The 18,948-nt window shown below is 70.8% G+C and carries 10 protein-coding genes; 3 read left to right on the forward strand and 7 right to left on the reverse strand.

Annotated features, from left to right (window positions below; all coding sequences use genetic code 11):
* A partial coding sequence (locus tag PHA29_RS00005; RefSeq protein ID WP_270847355.1) for a S8 family serine peptidase occupies positions 1 to 3,436 on the reverse strand: 3,436 nt, incomplete at its 3' end.
* A gap of 360 nt (positions 3,437 to 3,796) precedes the next feature.
* Positions 3,797 to 5,002, reverse strand: a complete 1,206-nt coding sequence (locus tag PHA29_RS00010) for a DUF362 domain-containing protein (protein WP_270847356.1) — start codon at positions 5,000 to 5,002, stop codon at positions 3,797 to 3,799.
* 395 nt (positions 5,003 to 5,397) lie between these two features.
* Between PHA29_RS00010 and PHA29_RS00015 the strand changes: the two genes are divergently transcribed.
* Positions 5,398 to 8,772 (forward strand): LamG-like jellyroll fold domain-containing protein, encoded by a 3,375-nt coding sequence (locus PHA29_RS00015; RefSeq protein ID WP_270847358.1) that lies wholly within the window; start codon positions 5,398 to 5,400, stop codon positions 8,770 to 8,772.
* Between the two features lie 862 nt (positions 8,773 to 9,634).
* Here PHA29_RS00015 and PHA29_RS00020 read toward each other — a convergent pair.
* The 3 genes from PHA29_RS00020 to PHA29_RS00030 are packed head-to-tail and all read right to left on the reverse strand — an operon-like array spanning position 9,635 to position 13,001.
* Positions 9,635 to 10,816 carry an ABC transporter permease gene (locus PHA29_RS00020; RefSeq protein ID WP_270847359.1) on the reverse strand — a complete coding sequence of 394 codons (1,182 nt, stop codon included), beginning with the start codon at positions 10,814 to 10,816 and terminating at the stop codon, positions 9,635 to 9,637.
* Positions 10,803 to 12,056 (reverse strand): ABC transporter permease, encoded by a 1,254-nt coding sequence (locus tag PHA29_RS00025; protein WP_270847360.1) that lies wholly within the window; start codon positions 12,054 to 12,056, stop codon positions 10,803 to 10,805. The genes PHA29_RS00020 and PHA29_RS00025 overlap by 14 nt, the downstream gene beginning before the upstream one ends.
* A 9-nt stretch (positions 12,057 to 12,065) precedes the next feature.
* Positions 12,066 to 13,001: an ABC transporter ATP-binding protein gene (locus PHA29_RS00030; protein WP_270402940.1), complete on the reverse strand. Its 936-nt coding sequence runs from the start codon at positions 12,999 to 13,001 to the stop codon at positions 12,066 to 12,068.
* A gap of 224 nt (positions 13,002 to 13,225) precedes the next feature.
* Between PHA29_RS00030 and PHA29_RS00035 the strand changes: the two genes are divergently transcribed.
* Positions 13,226 to 14,017 (forward strand): helix-turn-helix transcriptional regulator, encoded by a 792-nt coding sequence (locus PHA29_RS00035; RefSeq protein WP_270847361.1) that lies wholly within the window; start codon positions 13,226 to 13,228, stop codon positions 14,015 to 14,017.
* 63 nt (positions 14,018 to 14,080) lie between these two features.
* On the opposite strand, the gene PHA29_RS00040 is transcribed toward PHA29_RS00035, so the two are convergent.
* Positions 14,081 to 15,592, reverse strand: a complete 1,512-nt coding sequence (locus PHA29_RS00040) for a Mur ligase family protein (RefSeq protein ID WP_270847362.1) — start codon at positions 15,590 to 15,592, stop codon at positions 14,081 to 14,083.
* A 483-nt stretch (positions 15,593 to 16,075) separates the two neighbouring features.
* Between PHA29_RS00040 and PHA29_RS00045 the strand changes: the two genes are divergently transcribed.
* The gene (locus tag PHA29_RS00045; protein ID WP_270847363.1) at positions 16,076 to 18,094 is read left to right on the forward strand and encodes an ABC transporter substrate-binding protein/permease; all 2,019 of its coding nucleotides are present in this window, start codon (positions 16,076 to 16,078) and stop codon (positions 18,092 to 18,094) included.
* A gap of 279 nt (positions 18,095 to 18,373) precedes the next feature.
* On the opposite strand, the gene PHA29_RS00050 is transcribed toward PHA29_RS00045, so the two are convergent.
* Complete coding sequence (locus PHA29_RS00050; RefSeq protein ID WP_270847365.1) at positions 18,374 to 18,943, reverse strand: 4Fe-4S binding protein; 570 nt, start codon at positions 18,941 to 18,943, stop codon at positions 18,374 to 18,376.
* Between the last annotated feature and the right edge of the window lie 5 nt (positions 18,944 to 18,948).

Here is an 18,948-nt window from a genome sequence, read left to right on the forward strand (position 1 = left end):
CGGACGCGGCCGTCGCCCGCGCGGTGCGCGCGAGGGTGCCCGCCCGCGCGGCGAGGTCGTCGGGCAGGCTCCAGATGCCCGAGGCCCCGTCCGACGCTCCGTCCGCGCCGGCGAAGAGGACGTCGCCGCCCGCCATCGCGGAGCTTGCGACCGCGATGCCCTCCGACGCGCTCGTCCCGAGCGTGCCCAAGCCGGTCCACGTCCAGGTCCCGTCCTCGTCGGGAGCGATCAGGGCCGTGTCGCCCGACGCGCCGAACGCGCGACCCGTGAGGACCCAGCCGTCCTCGGTCGCCGTGCGCACGCAGCGCAGCAGGTTGTCGACCTCGACATCGGTCAGGTCGGGAGCCCCGGCGACGGCGCCCGCATCGCGCCAGGAGGACGAGCCCTCGTCCCAGGTGAGCACGCGGAAGGTCTCGCCCGTGCGCTCGCACACCAGGGCCGTGAGCTCCCCGTCGCTCTCGGAGAGGGAGAGCCAGCTGAGGACGCCCGCCGCATCGGTGGCGCACGGCAGCTCGGTCATCGCGCCGGACGCGTCGATGCGCACGACGGTCTGGCCGGATACCAGGCCCTCCCCGGCGCCCTCCGCGGAGATCGGGGCCGAGGCGAGCACGTACAGGGCGCCGTCGTGGGCGACCGCCCGGATGCCGACGGTGCTCTCGTCGACGGCGGACGTCAGCGTGCCCGCGCGCTCGACCGGGCCCCATGCGCCCGCGGCGATGTCGTAGCGCGCCGCGAACACGCCCACGGTGCCCGCCCCGCTCGCGGGATCGGCCTCCAGGGCGAGCGTGCGGACCGCGTACAGGGCACCGTCGAAGTAGGCGTACGTGTCGAGGGTGTCCCAGCCGTCGGCCTCGCCCCTGCCGGTGAACGTCGGCGGCGCGGGGAGCTCGGTCCAGGTGTCGCCCTCGCTGGCGGGCCAGGGGTGCGCGTACAGGCAGGTGCCGGCCTGATCGGACAGGAACAGGCGGTCCGGGCCGGCGGCGATGAGGGGCGCGCCCGAGAAGCCCGCGGGCAGGTCGAGCTCGCGGACGAGCGCGGTCGCGGCGGGGTCATCCTCGGCGGCCGGCACCGTATAGGAGGCGCGGTGGGTCCGGCCCGTTGAGGCGTCCCGCACGTCGAAGCGGTGCGAGGACCCGTCGAGCGCGTCCACGGGGAGGGTGAACGAGAGCGCGGAGCCGTCCTCCGAAGCCTCCGCCGTGACCTCGGCCCCGTCCACGGTGAGCGCCGCGTCGTCGAGCGCGCGCCCGTGCAGCTCGGCCGCGCCGGTCGCCGGATCGACCTCGATCGACCAGGTGTTGGCGCTCAGGCCGTCGTCGTCGAGCGCGGTCTCGAAGCTGAAGCGGCCGTCGGTCGCCGTGAGGCGCTCGCCGCCCTGCGCGTCGTAGGTGGGCTCGATGTCCTCCGCAGCCCCCACGAGGCGGCCGCGCAGCTCGAGCGGGGACTCGTCCGGATAGAGGTCGGCCAGGCGCGCGAACGACCCGGTCGCGAGCGGCGTCGCCATCGAGGTGCCGCTCATGAGGGCGTACGGCGCGTAATCGGAATCCTCGCCCGCGATCTTGCCGATACCGTAGCCGGAGATCCGCATGACCACCGGCTCCTGAAAGGCCCCCGCCCCCATCTGCAGGGCGACGGTCCCCGTCAGCGTGTCGGATTCGGCGTCGACCGCCGACATCGCCGTATCGAAGATCTGATAGTTGTCGTACTTGGCCAAGATGAGGTTCGCCCGCGTATCCGTAAGGTAGCCGAGCTCCGAGGAGTTGGCCGACGGGTACACCACCGCTTCGAAGTCGCGCGGCACCGTGGAGGAGACGACGTACGGGGTGACCGAGAGCCCGAGGTCCTCGGCCGTGAGGTCGGAGCCCTTCAGCGGGTTCTCCATCTGCCACCCGACGATGATCTGGTACTGGCTCAGCACGGTGCCCTCGGGCAGGCGGGAGGGGTCGACGGTGACCTGGAGCGCCGGCTCCCCGTGGACCTCGCTCGGCTCCAGCGTCACGATGCCCTCCGGGGATATCTCCTCCTCGTTCACGAGGTCGAGCAGCCTGACCCGGTAGTTCTGCGGCGCTGTCTCGAGGTCGGAGAAGTCATGGTAGTACAGCAGGTCCTCGCCGTGGTCGTGCGCGATGCGGGGGCTGAAGAAGCTCCTCGCCGCGGAGGTGCTCACCGTGGAGATGATGTTGGAGCCGGGGAAGGCGATGTCCACCTGCGTCTCGTTCCAGTTGGAGTAGGTGGCGAGCTCGTTTCGGTCGTTGCTCGCGGCGATGACGACCGCATAGGGGCTCTCGATGCCGACCGTCGTGCCGACGGAGGCATCGCCCGCGGTGTCGAGCGCGCTGTTGCCCGCGGCGATGAGCGAGACCACGCCCAGGCGCCCGGCCTGGTTGATGAGGTAGTCGAACACCGGGTTGTAGGCGCCCGTATGCCACGAGCAGTTGGCGGCCACGACGTTCAGCCCCGCGAGGCGCGCGGCGACGAGGTACTGGAAGGCGTTGATGACGCCGACGTCCGAGAACCCGCCGTTGGTGCCGTCCGGGCAGATCTTGAGCGCCATGATCTTGGTGTCAGCCGCGCCGGCGATGCCCTGCCCGTTGTTCGCGGTGGCGGAGATGATGCCCGCGCAATGCGTGCCGTGCGAGTCGGCCATCGAGGGCCCGGGCGCGGGGTCGTCGTCCATCTCGCCGAAATCGTAGCCGATGGCCCCCGTCTCGCCCGGGAGGGCGTCGAGGCCCGCGGGCTTGTGCCACATCTGGTCGGCGAGGTCGGGGTTGGCGGCGTCCACGCCGGTGTCCACCACCGCGACGATCTGCTCGTCGGGGTCGCTGTCCACCTGCTGCTCGAGGACCGCGTCGAAGTCGATGCCGGCGTCGTCGTCATAGAGGGAGTACTGCCAGCCGGTCAGCGTGTCGGCCGTGGATCCGGTCGAGGCGACGCCCATGGCGTAGCTGGGCTGGGCCGCGATCACGCCGTCGACCTGCTCGAGCTCCGCGACGAGGTCCCAGGGGTCCGCGCCCGCGCGCTCCACGAGCGCGATGCGGACGTCCTCGCCCGTGGGGACCGCGGAGCCGTCGGCGTCGGAGGAGTCGGCGCCGAGGCTGCGCGAGAGCGTCCGGGCGTCGACCTGCTCGTCGACCACGGAGAAGTCCCAGGTCTCCGCCACCGTGAAGCCGGCGTCGGAAAGCGGGGCGGCCTCGTCGGGCGCGCTGCGGAAGCGGGCGCCGGACGAGGCCTCCTCGCCCACGCGGTAGAGCACGAGCGCCCGCCCCGGTATCGGCTGGGGCTCCTGCGCCTCCGACGACGTCTCCTCGACCGCCTCGATCGACCCGTCGCCGAACCCGAGCGGCAGGAACCCCTCCTCGGCGGCGTAGCCGATCGCCGGAACCGCGCCCGCAAGCGCCAGCGCGGCGACGGCCCCTATCATCCTATGGACTGCGCGCATACGCAACACCCCCGTCATCGCATAGTGAAGACCCGACCCGGCGCACCTCAGCCGGCACGCACGAACCCAATATATCCGATGGAGTGGGTGATATTATCCTCGAATCCATGGGGCGCAGCCGTCACGTGCCGGAACGCGCCCTGCCGTCGAGGGCGGCTCCCACCGCCGGGGACGGGCGCATCCGAGAACGGGCCCGCTCTTGGGGACGGGACCCGCGGCAGACGACCCGGACAGCTAGGCTGGCTGCCGGTGCATCCGGCAGACGGCTCGACCGCCCGGTCCGCCTGACGGGTGCGCCCGTCCGCGCCGGCAGATGGCGAGCGGCCGCCCGAGTCTCCCCAGACGGCCGCTCCGCGCAGGCTATTTCACCACGACGAGCTCGTAATCGCTCGTCCCCAGCCCGATCTTCTCGGCGTGCTCGATCATCGAGCGCCAGTTGGTATCGGGATGCGTCATGTTGAAGTGGTCGTGCTCGCAGCGCTCGGGCACGCCGCCGGCGGCCTCGAGCTTCGCCCGCATGTCGGTGAGCTCGGTGTCGGGCAGGGCGGGAGCCGCGAGCGCCATGTCGATGCACGCCTGATCGATGGCGACCGGGTCGAAGCTCGCGAACATGCCCAGGTCGGGCACGATCGGCGTGTCGTTCTCCGCGTGGCAGTCGCAGTTGGGCGAGATGTCGATGGCCAGCGAGATGTGGAAGCTCGGACGGTCCTGCACCACGGCCTGCGTGTACTCGGCAATCTTGTAGTTGAGCACGTCGACCGCCTGGTTGTAATCCGGCTCGATGGCGTCCTGGTTGCAGGCGCCGATGCAGCGGCCGCAGCCCACGCAGCGGTCGTGGTCGATGCTCGCCACCGGCACGGTCACGACTTTGCCGCTCGCCAGCTCGCGCTCGCGCGTCCCCTCGAAGCTGACGGCCCCGTGCGCGCAGATGCGCTCGCAGGAGCGGCACCCGATGCAGGACTCCGCGGTGACGCTCGGCTTGCCGGCCGCATGCTGCTCCATCTTCCCGGCGCGGCTGCCGCCGCCCATGCCGAGGTTCTTCATGCAGCCGCCGAACCCGGCCTGCTCATGGCCCTTGAAATGGGTGAGGCTGATGACGATGTCGGCGTCCATCAGGGCGTGCCCGATCTTGGCCTCCTTCACGTACTCGCCGTTCTTCACCGGCACGAGCGCCTCGTCGGTGCCCTTGAGGCCGTCGGCGATGATCACATGGCAGCCGGTGGCATAGGGCGTGAAGCCGTTCTGATAGGCGCAGTCGATGTGCTCGAGCGCGTTCTTGCGGCTGCCCACGTACAGCGTGTTGCAGTCGGTGAGGAAGGGCTTGCCGCCCAGCTCCTTGACCACGTCGGCCACGGCGCGCGCCCAGTTGGGCCGCAGGAAGCTCAGGTTGCCGAGCTCCCCGAAGTGGATCTTGATGGCGACGAACTTGTTGTCGAAATCGATCTGGTCGATGCCGGCGCGGCGGATGAGGCGCTTGAGCTTGTCGACCTGGCTCTCGCGGCCGTGGCTGCGCAGGTCGGCGAAGTAGACCTTGGCAGGCGCGGCGGATGCGGGGGTCTCGGACATGTGGCGTCCTTTCTTCTTGGGAACAGGCGTACCGCATTGTAGGGGTTCGAGCTCGCTCCACGTCAAGCGGATATCGCCCGAGGGACGCCGCGCCGGCTCCGCCACGGGCCCGCGGCAGCCTCGCCGCGGTGCCGGCGGTCCCGACCGCCGCGGTGCGGACGCCAGATGCGCCCGACCCCGACGGCGGGCCCCGACCCGACCGCCATGCCCCACCTCGGCTCATCACCGTTTCATGACATACGGGACCCGAGCGCTTACGCAACGATGACCGCCGCGGCATCGTCCTATGACGGCCGCATGGGATAAACAGCAGGGTTGCCCGCACCCCTCCCCGACCTCCCCTGCTGCGGGGAGGGGCCCGGGCACCCGCTTCATCCAATGACGAAAGGAGAGCTATGGAACAGCAGCAGACCTCGGGCGTCTCGCGCCGCGGGTTCATCAAGCTCGTCATGACCGCGGGCCTCGGCCTCGCCGCGCAGGGCGCCCTCAGCCCCTCGATCGCCTGGGCGCAGGACACGGGCCTCTCCCGCGAGGGCGTGCGCGCACGCTTCCTCATCGGGTCGGACCTGCACATCCAGAGCGGCATCGGCGGCACCGAGGGCCGCGACGCCGACCTCAAGCTGCAGTTCGCGTTCGACACCATCTACGCGCTCGACCCGCAGCTCGACGCCTTCTGCCTTGTGGGCGACATCACCGACAACGGCCGCACGGAGCAGTACGAGCACCTCATGGAGCTCATCGACGACCCGGAGCACAACGTCGGCTACAACGGCGGGGCGGGCCGCACGCAGATGATCCTGTGCCAGGGCAACCACGAGACCTACGACCCCGGCGTGTCCGCCGCGCCCGAGCGCTTCGCCACCTACACCGGCCAGCAGGCCAACAAGGTGGTCGACGTCAACGGCGTCAAGGTCATCACCATGGGCCCGCGCGGGGCGAGCGACGGCGACTACCGGCCCAACTACGACTGGTTCGTCGAGCAGCTCGAGAACGAGGTCGGCGGGAGCAGCGAGCCGTTCCTCGTGCTCACCCACCATCAGATGCAGGGGACCTCCTACACCTCTCCCGAGTGGCACGGCAACTTCGGCCAGGGCAGCGACACGGACTTCGCCCGGCTCATGGGCGGCTACCCCAACCTCATCCAGGTCTCCGGCCACAGCCACGCCACCCTCGAGGACGAGCGCTCCATCAGCCAGGACCTGGGCTTCACGGCCATCCAGGACTCCACCATCGGCGCCTATTACGAGAACGAGACCGGCAAGGTCGACCCCGACTCCGGCGACGGCGCCTCGGTCCCGCCGCAGACCTCCGACGCCTACACCGAGGGCAAGAGCATCCAGGAGGCCTCGCAGTGCGTGATCGTCGACGTCATGGAGGATGACACGGTCCGCGTGTACCGCGTCTCGCTCGTGCGCAGCCGCGTCGAGGGCGAGGGCACGGTCTACCTGTACGACCCGTGGGTGCTCGACATCCCCAGCATGGTGCGCGCGCAGGGCAACCTGTCCGACACCGAGACCTGGCGCTACACCTCGGCCCGCGAGTCCACCGCGGCGCCGAGCTTCCCCGAGGGCGCGCAGGTGACCGTGGGCGAGGTCACGAACACCTCCGCGACCGTGAGCTTCCCGTCCGCCCGGCCCGGCAGCGACAGCGGCCTCGACCTGGTGCACGAGTACAAGCTCGTCGCCAAGGCGGAGGACGGCGCGCAGGTGGTCAAGCGCGTCTTCTCCGATTACTACCGTCCGGCGGCCTACATCCGCGACACCTGGAACGTGCTGGTCAAGGGGCTTGCCGCGCAGACCACCTACACCATGAGCGTCTTCGCCCAGACCTCGTGGAACAAGGAGGCCGGCAGCGAGGGCTCCGGCACCTGGGCCGACGCGACCGAGCCGGCGCCCAACTCGACCTCCGCACCGATCGTGAGCGCCGCCTTCACCACCGGCAGCGCGCCGGAGCGCCCGCGCGCGATCCTGGACATCGACTACCGCTCCGGCGAGACGGTCGACGCGATGGGCCACACGCCCAACCGCGAGCAGGGCATGGGCCTCGTGGAGGACGAGGAGCTCGGCTACCAGGCGCTCGAGGCCGACGGCGAGACCGGCTGGGGCTACCTGCTGGACGCCGACGACTACGAGCAGTTCGCCGGCGCCTCCACGCATGAGTGCCTGTTCAAGCTGGTGGACAACCAGACCGACCAGTGCGTCTTCTCCAACCAGCAGAGCGCGGGCGCGGGCTTCGAGGTGGAGAACGGCAACCTCGAGTTCTGGTACAACGGCGAGGGCGGACGCGTCATCCTGGGCACGCCGGTCGAGACCGGCCGCTGGGTGCACGCCGTGGCGACCTACGACGGCGAGACCGTCGCGCTCTACGTCGACGGCGAGCTGGCCGACAGCGCGGCGGCGGGCCGCCTGAACGTGCCGAGCCCCAAGCGCTATTACGTGGGATCCGACGTGAGCAGCTCCAACATGCCCGAGATCTGCTGCGCCGCGGGCACCCGCGTGGCCCTCGCCCGCCTGTTCCCCTATGCCATGACGACCTCGCAGGTCTCGACGGCCTACGCCGCCGCCCAGCTCGCCCCGGCGCCCGAGCGCCTGCTCGACGTCGACTTCTCCGTCGCCGGCTCCGCCGACGCGGTGGCCGACGCCGCCGGGCACGAGGCCGTCCGCACCGACCTCGCCGCGGGCGCCGCGCTGGCGGTCGACGAGACGCTCGGGAAGACCGTCTTCGAGGGCGACGGCGCGAGCGCGTTCGGCTTCCGCTTCACCGAGGACGACTACGCCTACCTGGGCAACGAGCATGCGCTCGAGTGCGTGTTCCTGGTCGCCGACGACCAGGCCGACCAGTGCTTCCTGTCCAACCAGCAGGTCGCCGGCGACGGCCTCGAGGTCGCGGGCAACGCCGACACGCGCGGCAAGATGGCGTTCTGGTTCAACTCCGTCGACTCCGGCACCCCCAAGCCCGCCGGAGCGGTGAGCACCGGCGTCTGGCACCACGCGATGGGCGTCTACAGCTGCGGGACCGTGCGCTTCTACCTGGACGGCAAGCTGCAGGAGGAGCTCGACGCGCGCGGCGGCATGGTCGTGCCCGCTGAGGGCGCCCGCGCGTTCTACGTCGGCGCCGACGTCACGCCCGACGGCGGCGGCGACCTCTTCATCCGCGAGGGGGCCAAGATCGCCTCGGCGCGCATCTGGAGCAAGGCGCCCTCGAGCGAGCGCGTGGCCGAGCTCGCCGCGGGATTCCCGGTGGCCCCGGGTTCCGAGGAGGAGACCTTCACGGTGACCTACGCGTGGGCCGGCGACGCGCCGAGCGGCGTCGAGCTCCCGGTCGACGGCACCGCGTACGCCGCGGGCGACACCGTGTCGCTGCCCGCTTCCCCCGTCGCGGGCGCCACGGTCGCCGGCGAGCGCGACGGCGTCTCGGGTACCTGGACCTTCACCGGCTGGGACCATGAGGACGGCTTCGCCATCGAGGAGGACACGGTCGTGACCGGCGCATGGAGCTTCGAGGCGGATGGCGACGGGACCGGCTCCGGCGGCGGGACCGGGTCCGGGTCCGGTTCGGGCACTGGTGACGGCGACGGTTCCGGGTCCGGCACGGGCGAGGACAAGGGTTCCGGCTCGCCCCTCCCGCAGACCGGCGACCTCTCCGGCCTGCTCGGCGGCCTGAGCGCCGCGCTGGGAGCGGCCTCCCTGGGCGCCGCGGGCATCATCTCCCGTCTCAAGGCGGCAGCCTCCGGAACCGGTGAGCCCATCGACGAGGATGAGGAGCTGTAGCACCCGGCATCCCGCCTTTTGCACCCGGTATTCAGCCTGCTGCAGCAGACACCCCTCTCGTTGCAGCCGGTATTCCGCCCGCTGCAGTCGGAAGCCCATCTGTGGCAGCCGGCACCCCGCCTTTTGCACCCGGCATCCCGCCTGCTGCAGCAGACACCCCGCCATCCGGGGGACCGGGCCTCGATAGATCCCCTTCCTCAACGTGCCCCGCCGCGCCGTCCGCGCGGCGGGGCGCCGCTTTGTCGCGCCCGCACCGGCCGCGCCGCTCGATTTCCTCGCATCGGCGGCTACGGACCGGGGCCGCGTCGTTCGTTTTCCGGTTCATGGCAGCGGAACGCCGTTTGGGGGAGGGTCATCCTCCCAGACGAGCGCGCCCGGGGCCCGAAGAGCCGACCGACCGTCGGCGCTGCCCTCGCGTGGCGCCGCAAGAGCCACCCAGCGCGTCCGCCTTGACCGTCAGGTCCGTTGTAAACGGACATGCACGGGAGTTCGAGCGCACAGCGGGGGCGGCGCGGGCTCATCGACCGCCGGCGGGGCGGGGCGACCCTCCCCCAAACGGCGAAAATGCGCCATGAACCAGAACACGAACGAAAAAAGGGGGGGGCACGGGGCCCGCGATCGACGCCCGGGCACGCCGTTGCGCGGCGGCCCTGCCTATGAGACGGGCGCGAACGGCCGAATCGGGACGGGATGGGCCTCACGAGCCGGCGGGGCAGGGCGGCGGCCTCGCACTTGGACAGCACGCCGTTCGCCACGGAGCGGACCGACCCGCGCGCGGGCACCCCACCCGACGGGACCAGCACCTCCGACGACGACGCCGACCGGCCCTGCGCGGACCGCCCCGTCCTCGGAACGGCTCCGCCTAGCGCTTGCGGGTGGCGGCAAGCCCGATCGAGGCGATCGCCGCGGCGAACAGCGCGGTCACACCCATCCCGCCCCCTACGCGAGCCAGCACGTCAGCCGTGACGACGGGCGTCGTGAGCGCGGCGGACACCGCCTCGTTCGTCCAGAACGCCGGCGAGAAGCGCGCCGCGGCCTGCACCTCGGACCCCATGAGGGAGAGGGGTACCCACGCCCCGCCCAGGAACGACATCACCATGCCCCCGATGTTGCCGAGCGCGTTCAGGCCATCCTCCGTGACGCCCAGCTGCGCCAGCGTGAACGCCAGCGACAGCGGTACGAGCGCGAACACGAGCATGGACGCCAACGCGAGCGCTACCTGCGCCGGAGCCACGACGGCGATCCGCAAGCCCCCGGACAGAAGGCCCAACGCACTCGCCACGACCCACACCGCCACCGTCAGCACCAGGCACGCCAAGAAGACGTGCATGCTCACCCTGCGGGGTCGCGCCGGCGAGCCGAGCATGCGGCTCCGCAGGTCGGGCGCGGACATCTTGGAGAAGACCAGGCCCACGCACACGATCACCGAGCACATGAGCGTGTAGGTGGTGAAGCTCAGATAGGACTGGAACGGATAGGCGGCTCCATAGGAGACCTCGCCGGCCTCCACCTGGATGTCCGCACGCACTCCCGATGCATCGGCGACCAGGTCGACGACCGCACCCATGTCCGCGTCCGGCTCGAGCGCCGCCGCGGCCCCCGCGAGGGACACCCAGCGCAGGGCCTGCTGCTCCGCCAGCGCCGCAGCCTGCGTGTACCCGCCGTACGCCACCTCGATCGAAGGCAGGTCGCCCTCGGTGCGCGCCGCGTCGAGCAGCGCGTCCCCGAACCCCTCGGGCACCACGACCGCCACGTTCGCCTGGCTCGTCGCCAAGGCGTCCTGCAGCGCGAAGGACTCGTCGCTCACATCGACCACATCGTTCTGGGTGGCGAGGTGATCGCGAAGCGCACGGGAGAGCTCGGAGTCGTCCCGGTCGACCACGGCGATACTGGCCCGCGCGGGCTCGTAGGTTTCGGCGGCCTCGTCGACGTACACGGCGCTTCCCGTGATGAACGACCCGATCGCCGAGAGGAACAGGACGTAGACGCCGAGGTAGATGGGATGCCTCAACACTATGGAGAGGGCGGTCCTAAAGATGCGCATGGCGTTGCCTCCGGAACAGCGGGGCCGCGAGGCCGAACAGCAGCGCACCGAACGCCAGGCAGGCGAGCAGGCGCGCGGCGAAGGGCGCGAGCGACTCGTAGTAGTACAGGCTGTAGAACAGGTCGCAGACGAGCCGTACGGGATTCACCCAGGTGGACAGGGGCACCGCGCGGGCGATCGAGTCGGCGAGCTCCATGACCGGTTTCCCGTAGAGCCCCGCGAACACCGAGAGCACGCAGGTGAGACCGGTCAGGATGCCCGACCCGGTCGACACTCCGCCGCGCAACGGCAGCGAGGCGATCAGGGCGCCCAGACCGCTCGCCAGGCAGGAGCCCGCGGCGACCCCCAGCAGGCACAGCCCCTCGCGCCCCTGGAAGTCGATCCCCGCCGCGAAGCGGATGTAGAAGAACGCCGCGGTCAGGAAGGCGAAGGCCAAAAGCCAGGAGGCGAGCAGGGCGCCCGCGAGCTGGCGGATGCGGCTCACACCGGCCACGCACCGCCGCGCCGCGGTCATGGAGACCGTGGGCTGCAGCGACGCCACGGCGATCACAGACAGCTGGGCGGTGAACATGACCGCCATGCCGAGCAGCGCGTAATAGTACCGGATGGTGTCGTCGGGCGTCCCGCGGGTGGGCGAGATGCGCTCCGAGTCCGCCGAGAGGGATAGGGCGCGCGCCACCGCCGCAGGGTCGGACAGCGATGCGGGATCCTCCTCGGCGATCCGCTCGATCAGCGCGCGGGACTGCGCGTACGAGCTCGCGATCGACTCGAGGATAGAGCGGTTCACGCCGTAGGCTCCCCCTCGGTCGCGCTGACGGGCGGCCGACGACCTGGAAGCCACGGTCAGCGAGACCTCACCGGATGCGTCCACGGAGAACACGCCGTCGACCTCGCCGGACTCGAACAGCTCCTCGGCCTGCTGCCGGTCGTCGGCGCGGACGACCGAGAGCAGGGCGAACCCGTCGTCAGGGTCCGCAGCGGCGGAGCCGTCGGACACCGAGCCGTCGCCGGCACCCTCCGCGCCGGCGAGCGCGTCGACCACCTGCGCGAAGGGGGATGCGTCCCACGCCTCGTCCGCCACCACGGCGACGGGGACCGCATCGATCGAGCCGTCGCTGCGCATGCTCGAGAACATGAATACGAACAGCGTCGCCATGAGCACGGGGAACGCGAGGGTCCAGATGAGCGCCGCCGGCGTCCGCAGGAGCGCGACGAGCGTCGCTTTGAAGGTACTGCCCACGACTGCCTCCTAATCGCGCAGCTCACGGCCGGTGAGCTCAAGGAAGACGTCGTTCAGCGTCGGCGGCTCCGCGTACACGCGCCCCAGGGTCAGGCGGGCAGCCCCCAGCACGCCGAGCACGTCGGTCAGGTTGTGCGGGCTCGCCTCGCAGCGGACGGTGAGGATCTGCCCCGCGTGCCCCGCCTCGAGTACGTGCGGCAGGGCGCGCAGGCGCGCGATGACCTGCTGCGGCACCTCGGCCACCTCGATCTCTATGCGCTCGCCCGTCTTGACCATGCGCTTGAGCTCGTCGTTGGTGCCCTGGGCGAGCACCCGGCCCCCGTCCATGATCATGATGCGGGTGCAGATCCGCTCGACCTCCTCCATGTAATGACTGGTATACACCACGGTCGCCCCCTCATCGCGCAGCCCCGCGATCCCGTCGAGGATCGCGTTGCGGCTCTGCGGGTCCACCGCGACGGTCGGCTCGTCGAAGAAGATGAGCTCGGGTTTGTGCGCGATGCCGCAGGCGATGTTCAGGCGGCGGAGCAGGCCGCCCGAGAGCTTCTTGGGTCGGAACGAGGCGAACTCCTCGAGGCCGACGAACTCGATCGCCTCGTCGACGAGCGCGCGCCGGCGGCGGGATTCGGGCACGTACAGGGAGCAGAAGAGGTCGATGTTCCCGCGAACCGTGAGCTCCTCGACCACCGCCACCTGCTGCGGCACGATCCCGATGCGGCGCTTCAGGTCGTAGCGCACGGGCGTCATGTCCTCGCCGAACAGGCGGATGGAGCCGCGGTCATAGGAGAGCAGCTGCAGCATGCAGTTGATGGCGGTGGTCTTCCCGCTGCCGTTCGGACCCAGCAGCCCGAAGATCTCGCCGGGGGCGATGTTCAGGTCGAAGTGGTCGAGCGCGATGAGGTCGCCGTAGCGCTTCACGAGCCCCTCGACCGCGATGATGTCCATGGTTCCTCCCTTCGGGCGCCCCTCTCCTGGATGGGCGCCGGCGAGCGCGCCCCGTCAGGGAGGACGGGCGCGCGCCGCACCGGACGGACGCTGGCACTATGCTGGGATATCGGAGGCGGAAACGCCAGTGACAAATGTCATGATTTTCATTTCCGCAGATAGGACGCCTGTCGGACGATTCCCGCACGGACCGGGCGCCGACGCGGTCTGATACCATGGGTCGCATGGAACGCACGATCGACAAGCTCATCGTCTTCGCCATCTGCCTCGCCGGGCTCGCCCTGGGCGGATGGGGCGGGACCGTCCCCCTGTCCGAGGGGACGGCGGGGGCCGCCTGCGTCTCGACCGCACTCGTCGCCGTATGCGCCGGCGCGCTCGCCGAAGCCCTCCCCGACCGCATCCGGCCGGCGGCGCCGGTCCTTCTGTGCGCGACGGCGCTGGTCTCCCCCTGCGGGGCGGCCTTCCTGCCGCTCGCCTGCTACGACGCCATGCGCGAGCTGCACCGCGGCGGCTTCGGGCACGCCGTCGCCGCGGCACCCGGCGCTGCGCTCGCCGCATCGCTCGCCCTCTGGTCGCCGAGCGTCGCGGCGGCGGCGCTCACCGCGGCATCCTGCGCCGCGGGGGCGCTGCTCTCGGCGCGCACCAACCGTCTGCTCGCCCGCCTGGACACCCTGCACCGGCTGCGGGACGACATGACGGTGCGGACCTGGGACCTGCTCGACCGCAACCGCGACCTCGAGGAGCGCCTGGTCCGCGCCGACGGGGGCGGTCCGGGCGGCGCAGGAGACGGTTCCCCGGCGGATGAGGAGATACCCGCGCGCCCCGCGGGCTTCTCATGCCTCAGCGACCGCGAGTTCGAGGTGGCCCGGCTCATCGCCGAGGGTCTCGACAACCGCGAGATCGCCGCGGCGGCGTATCTGAGCGAGGGGACCGTGCGCAACCACATCAGCTCGATCCTGACGAAGCTCCAGCTCAAGAACCGAACGCAGATCGCCATCGCGTTCTGGCGCGGTTAGCTGCGCGGCCGGGGACGCCGTTTCGCGGCGGCCCGGCCTGCACCGGGCGCCGCGCCGCGCGCGCTACAACTGCGCGAGGGCCTCCTGCAGCACCTCGCCGTCGGCGCGGCAGGGCTCGGGGCCGTTCTTGCGCAGCATGCGGGTCTCGTGGCCCTTGCCCGTCACCACGACCACTGCGGGGCGCGTCGTCTCGCGCACGCAGGTGCGGATGGCGCGCTCGCGGTCGAGCTCGATCTGCCAGTTGTCGTTCCCCTGCTCGCTCACCACGCGCGCGATGGTGGCGCAGATGTCGGCCGGGTCCTCGGGGCCAGGGTCGTCCTCGGTGATCACGATGCGGTCGGCGTACTTGCCCGCCGCGACCCCCATGGTCTCGCGGCGGTCGACGCCTTTGCCGCCCGTCGCGCCGAAGACGACGGCGATCTCGCGGTCGGGGTAGTTCTCGCGCAGGTCGGTGAGCATGGTCTCCAGGCTCATGCCGTTGTGGGCGAAGTCGACGACGCCGATGATGAGGCCGGATGCGCTCGGGTAGAGCTCCATGCGGCCCGGGACGCGCAGCCGCTCGAACCCGTGGACGACCGCCTCGCGCTCGATGCCCAGGGCCTCCGCGCAGGCGACGGCGCCCAGCGCGTTGGAGACGTTGAACTTGACCGGGGTCGCGATGAGCATCTCATCGGTGAACCGCGGCGTGCGCACCCGGGCGACGATGCCGCGCTCCGTGTGCACGAGCCCGTCGGCGAACACGTCCGCGGAAGGATCTACCATGGAATAGGTGATCACCCGCTCGCAGGGCGCGGCCGCCTCGAGGACGCGCTCGACATGGTCCATGTCGAGGTTCACCACCGCGATGCGGCTCTGGGCGAACAGCTTGAGCTTGCTTGAGAAGTAATCCTCGAAGCTCGGATGCTCGATGGGCGAGATGTGGTCCTCGCCGATGTTGGTGAAGGCGCCCACGGCGAACTCGACGCAGGCGGTGCGGTCGTACTTGAGCGCCTGGCTCGAGGCCTCCATCACCACGTGCTCGATACCGCTCGCCGCGGCGTTGGCGAGCTGGCGCTCCAGCTGGAACGCCTCAGGCGTCGTGAGCTTCGAGATCCCCGCGTCCACGCCGTCGTCGAACTCGATGCTGGAGAACAGCCCGGCCGCGTGGCGCCCGGCGCGGCGCGCATGCTCGTCGAGCACGCTCTTCAGATAGTAGGCGCTCGTGGTCTTCCCCTTGGTGCCCGTGAACGCGCACACCTTCACGCGCCCGGAGGGGTGGCCGTACGCGAGGTCGGCCGCGACGCCGAGCGCACGGCGGATGTCGGACACGAGCAGGCAGGGCGCCTCGACCCCGTAGTCGGTCTCCGACAGGTAGGCCACGGCGCCGGCCTCGAGGGCGGACAGCAGGTACTCGCGCTTGAAGGCCGCTCCCTTGCAGGCGAACAGCGTTCCCGGACGGGCCTCGCGCGAGTCGTCGGTCGCGAAGGAGACCTCCAGGTCGCCGCAGCCATCGGGGCGCGACGCGAGGACCCCCGCTTCGGAGAGCGCGGCGATGTAGCGGTCGAGCGGGTAGGTGTTCTGGACGGCAGCGGCCATATGCGGTGCTCCTCACGAATCGGGTGCGCCCGCCGCGCGGCGCGGGCGGGCATCGGTCACATCGTAGCCGGATTCGCCGGCAGGGTACGGTTCTCGAGAAAGACTCCGCAGTTTGCGGGCCGCGGGTCGAGGAGGCGGCCAGGCGATGGGAGGACCGCGGACCGCCACCGGCCGTCGCAGCGAGCCGCGGGCCGCCGACGGCCGTCGCAGCCGGGCACCGCGCCCGCGCAACCCTAACCCTTCATCGCCTGCGGGCGGGCGGGGGCGAGGAGCCGGGCGGTCATGCTATCCTGTCCTCGAGGGAACCACCGATCAATCGCTCCCGCGCCCTGCGCGCCCGGCGAGGCGGATGCGGGCGAGGGCGAGGACGGTACGGCCGACCTGCGCCGATGCGGCCCGAGCGCATATGCGCCCGTCACGGGGCACCGGCTGCGGAGCTGACCGGCGCTCCCCGGACGTTCGCGAACCGACGAAGGGCCTCCCATGCCTTCTCCACATCCCGCAACCGGCTCCCGCAGGGCGCTGGGATCGCTTCTCATCGCGGCGCTCCTCGCGTTCGTCGCGCTTGCAAGCGGTTGCACCGCATCCGGCGACGACGGCGCCTCCTACACGCTCGTCGAGGACGGCAAGCTCACCGTGGCGAGCGACCTCGCCACCCCGCCGTTCGAGTACACCGAGTCGGACGGAACCCCGCAGGGGTTCACCGTCGAGCTGATGGGCATGATCGCCGAGGAGATGGGGCTCGAACTCAACTACCTCCCGGCGCAGCAGTTCGACACCATCATCCCCATGACCCGCCAGGGCGTCACCACCGACGTGGGCGCGTGCAACATCACCATCACCGACGAGCGCCTGCAGGAGGTCGATTTCGCCGACCCCTACATGGACTCCAACCAGGGCGTCGCCACCGTCACGGGGGGCGGCTACGACACCGTCGACAGCCTGAACGTCGCGGGGGTGCGCATCGCCGTGCAGGCGGGCACCACCTCCGAGCAGTGGGCGATCGAGCACCTCCCCAACGCCGAGACGGTCACCTTCAGCGACTGGACCGCCGCCTTCACCGCCGTCATGAGCGGCCAGTGCGAGGGCGTCGTCTGCGACCTGCCCGTCGAGCAGTGGATGGTCTCCAACTCCTTCACCGGCATGCAGATCATCGAGGAGATCCCCACCGGCGAGCAGTTCGGCATCGCCGTGAGCAAGGACAACCCGGGCCTCACCGAGTCGATCAACGAGGCGCTCGCCGACATCCGCGCCGACGGCCGCTACGACGCCCTGTACGAGGAGTGGTTCGGCGTGGCGCCGAGCTCCGATACGGGCGGGGCCGGGCAGGGCGGCGACGGCAGCGCATCGACCGACACGGGCGAGTCCCTCGTCGTCACCAGCGCATCCGCGAAGTCGAACGAGGACGGCGGCACGTCGGTCCTCGGCGGCATCGCCACCCGGCTGACCTGGGAGGCGACGACCGGGACGACCGAGCAGGTGAGCTCGATCCGCCTCACCCTCCCCGAGGGCGGGAGCTTCCAGGACTCCCAGGCGACCGTCGTCGCCGTCGAGGACCTCACCCGCACCGAGCTCGACGTCGAGGCGAGCATCGTCGACTCCTCGCTCCTCATCGAGTTCTCCGAGCCGGTCCCGGGCGGGACGCAGCTGAGCGTCGAGGTCGAGGGCGTCGTGTTCCCGAGCGCCGCCGGCGCCTACACGGTCACCGGAACCTACACGACATCCGACGGGGCCGAGCTCGACCTGCCCGAGAGCCCCACCATCGCCGTCTCCGAGAGCACCTTCGTGCAGGCGGCGGTCCAGTGGCTCGACGGGCAGCCATGGGTCGACGCCTGGAACGCCAACCCCTTCCTCGGGATGTTCCTGCGCCCCCAGTACATCGTGACCTCGCTCGCCTCACTGTTCCAGGGCTGGGGCACCGCGCTGCTCGTCACGGCGATCGGCTTCCCGCTCGCCGTCCCCATCGCCCTGCTCTTCGCCTTCATGAAGATCAGCCGTCGCCGCTACCTGCGCGGCATCGCCGTCACCTACATCAACCTGCTGCGCGGCACCCCGCTGTTCCTGCAGATCTACATCGCGTTCTTCGGCTTCCCCATGCTCGGCTTCAACCCGCCGACCATCCCGCTGGGCATCGGCGTGCTCGCCATCAACTGCTCGGCCTACCTCGCCGAGATCTTCCGCGCGGGCATCGAGTCCATCCCCAAGGGGCAGTACGAGGCGGCGCGCTCGCTCGGCATGACCTGGGGCCAGACCATGGCGCTCATCATCCTGCCGCAGACCGTCCGCCGCGTCATCCCCACCATGACGAGCGAGTTCGTCATGCTCTACAAGGACACCTCGCTGCTGTCCAGCGTCGGCGTCATGGAGCTCATGATGTTCTCGCGCAACCTGACCACCACGACGGGCAACATCACGCCCTACATCGTCGCCGCCCTGTACTACCTGGTCGTCACGGTCCCGCTGATCCACGTGGTGACGAAGGTCGAGAAGCGCATGGTGTAGGCCGGGGCGCGGCCCGCAGAGCGGGAGCGACCACAGAGCCCAAAGCAGGCGCAGGGCGCGACCCATCGCCGCAGGTCGCGGGCCGGCGTTCCGGAACCCGGCCCCCAGGGCAGCAACGGTCTGGCCCGAAGCCCGGCCCGAAGGGCGCGGCCCTCAAAACGCGCAGTGCCGTGACACGGAAGGCGTCACGGCACCGATATCTCTGCTTTCATCTGGAAACGGGAGCGGAACCGGGGCGCCGTCCCCGAGGCCCCGACCGGTTCCCGTCGGCTTGCCGGCTTACTCCTCGGTCGCCTGCCCGGCCGCCTGATCAGACGCCTGCTCGGCGGCCTTCTTGGCAGCGGCCTTCTTGGCCATCGCGGCGGCGACGCGCGCCTGCTGCTCCGGCGTGAGCTCCCGCTTGGGCTTCGCGGCGGCGCCGGCCCCCGCATCGCCCTTGCCCGCTGCGGCGGCCTTCCCGGCAGCGGCCTTCCCGGCTGCCGGCTTGGCCGGCTTGGCGGGCATGTCGCGATGCATCGTGGTCGTGGTGAGCTCGGTCGCGGCGGGCGTGCAGTGGACGTCCATCGACAGGCAGTGCTTCGGGCAGTCGTGCACGCACGACGCGCACTGGATGCAACGGTACGGGTCGATGGTCCAGTTGCCCTCCTTGCGATCGACCGCGATGGCGCCCACCGGGCAGACGCGCTGACACATGCCGCACATGATGCACGCCTCGACGTCGTTCACCACATGCCCGCGCATGGCGGGGAACAGGCGCTCGATATCGCGCTTCTCATACGGGTAGCGCACCGTCGCCGGCTTGGAGAACAGCGAGCGCATCGTCATCTTCGCGAGCTTGAAAGATCCCATGCGTC

The organism is Candidatus Collinsella stercoripullorum, assembly GCF_027669965.1.
GTDB lineage: Bacteria > Actinomycetota > Coriobacteriia > Coriobacteriales > Coriobacteriaceae > Collinsella > Collinsella stercoripullorum.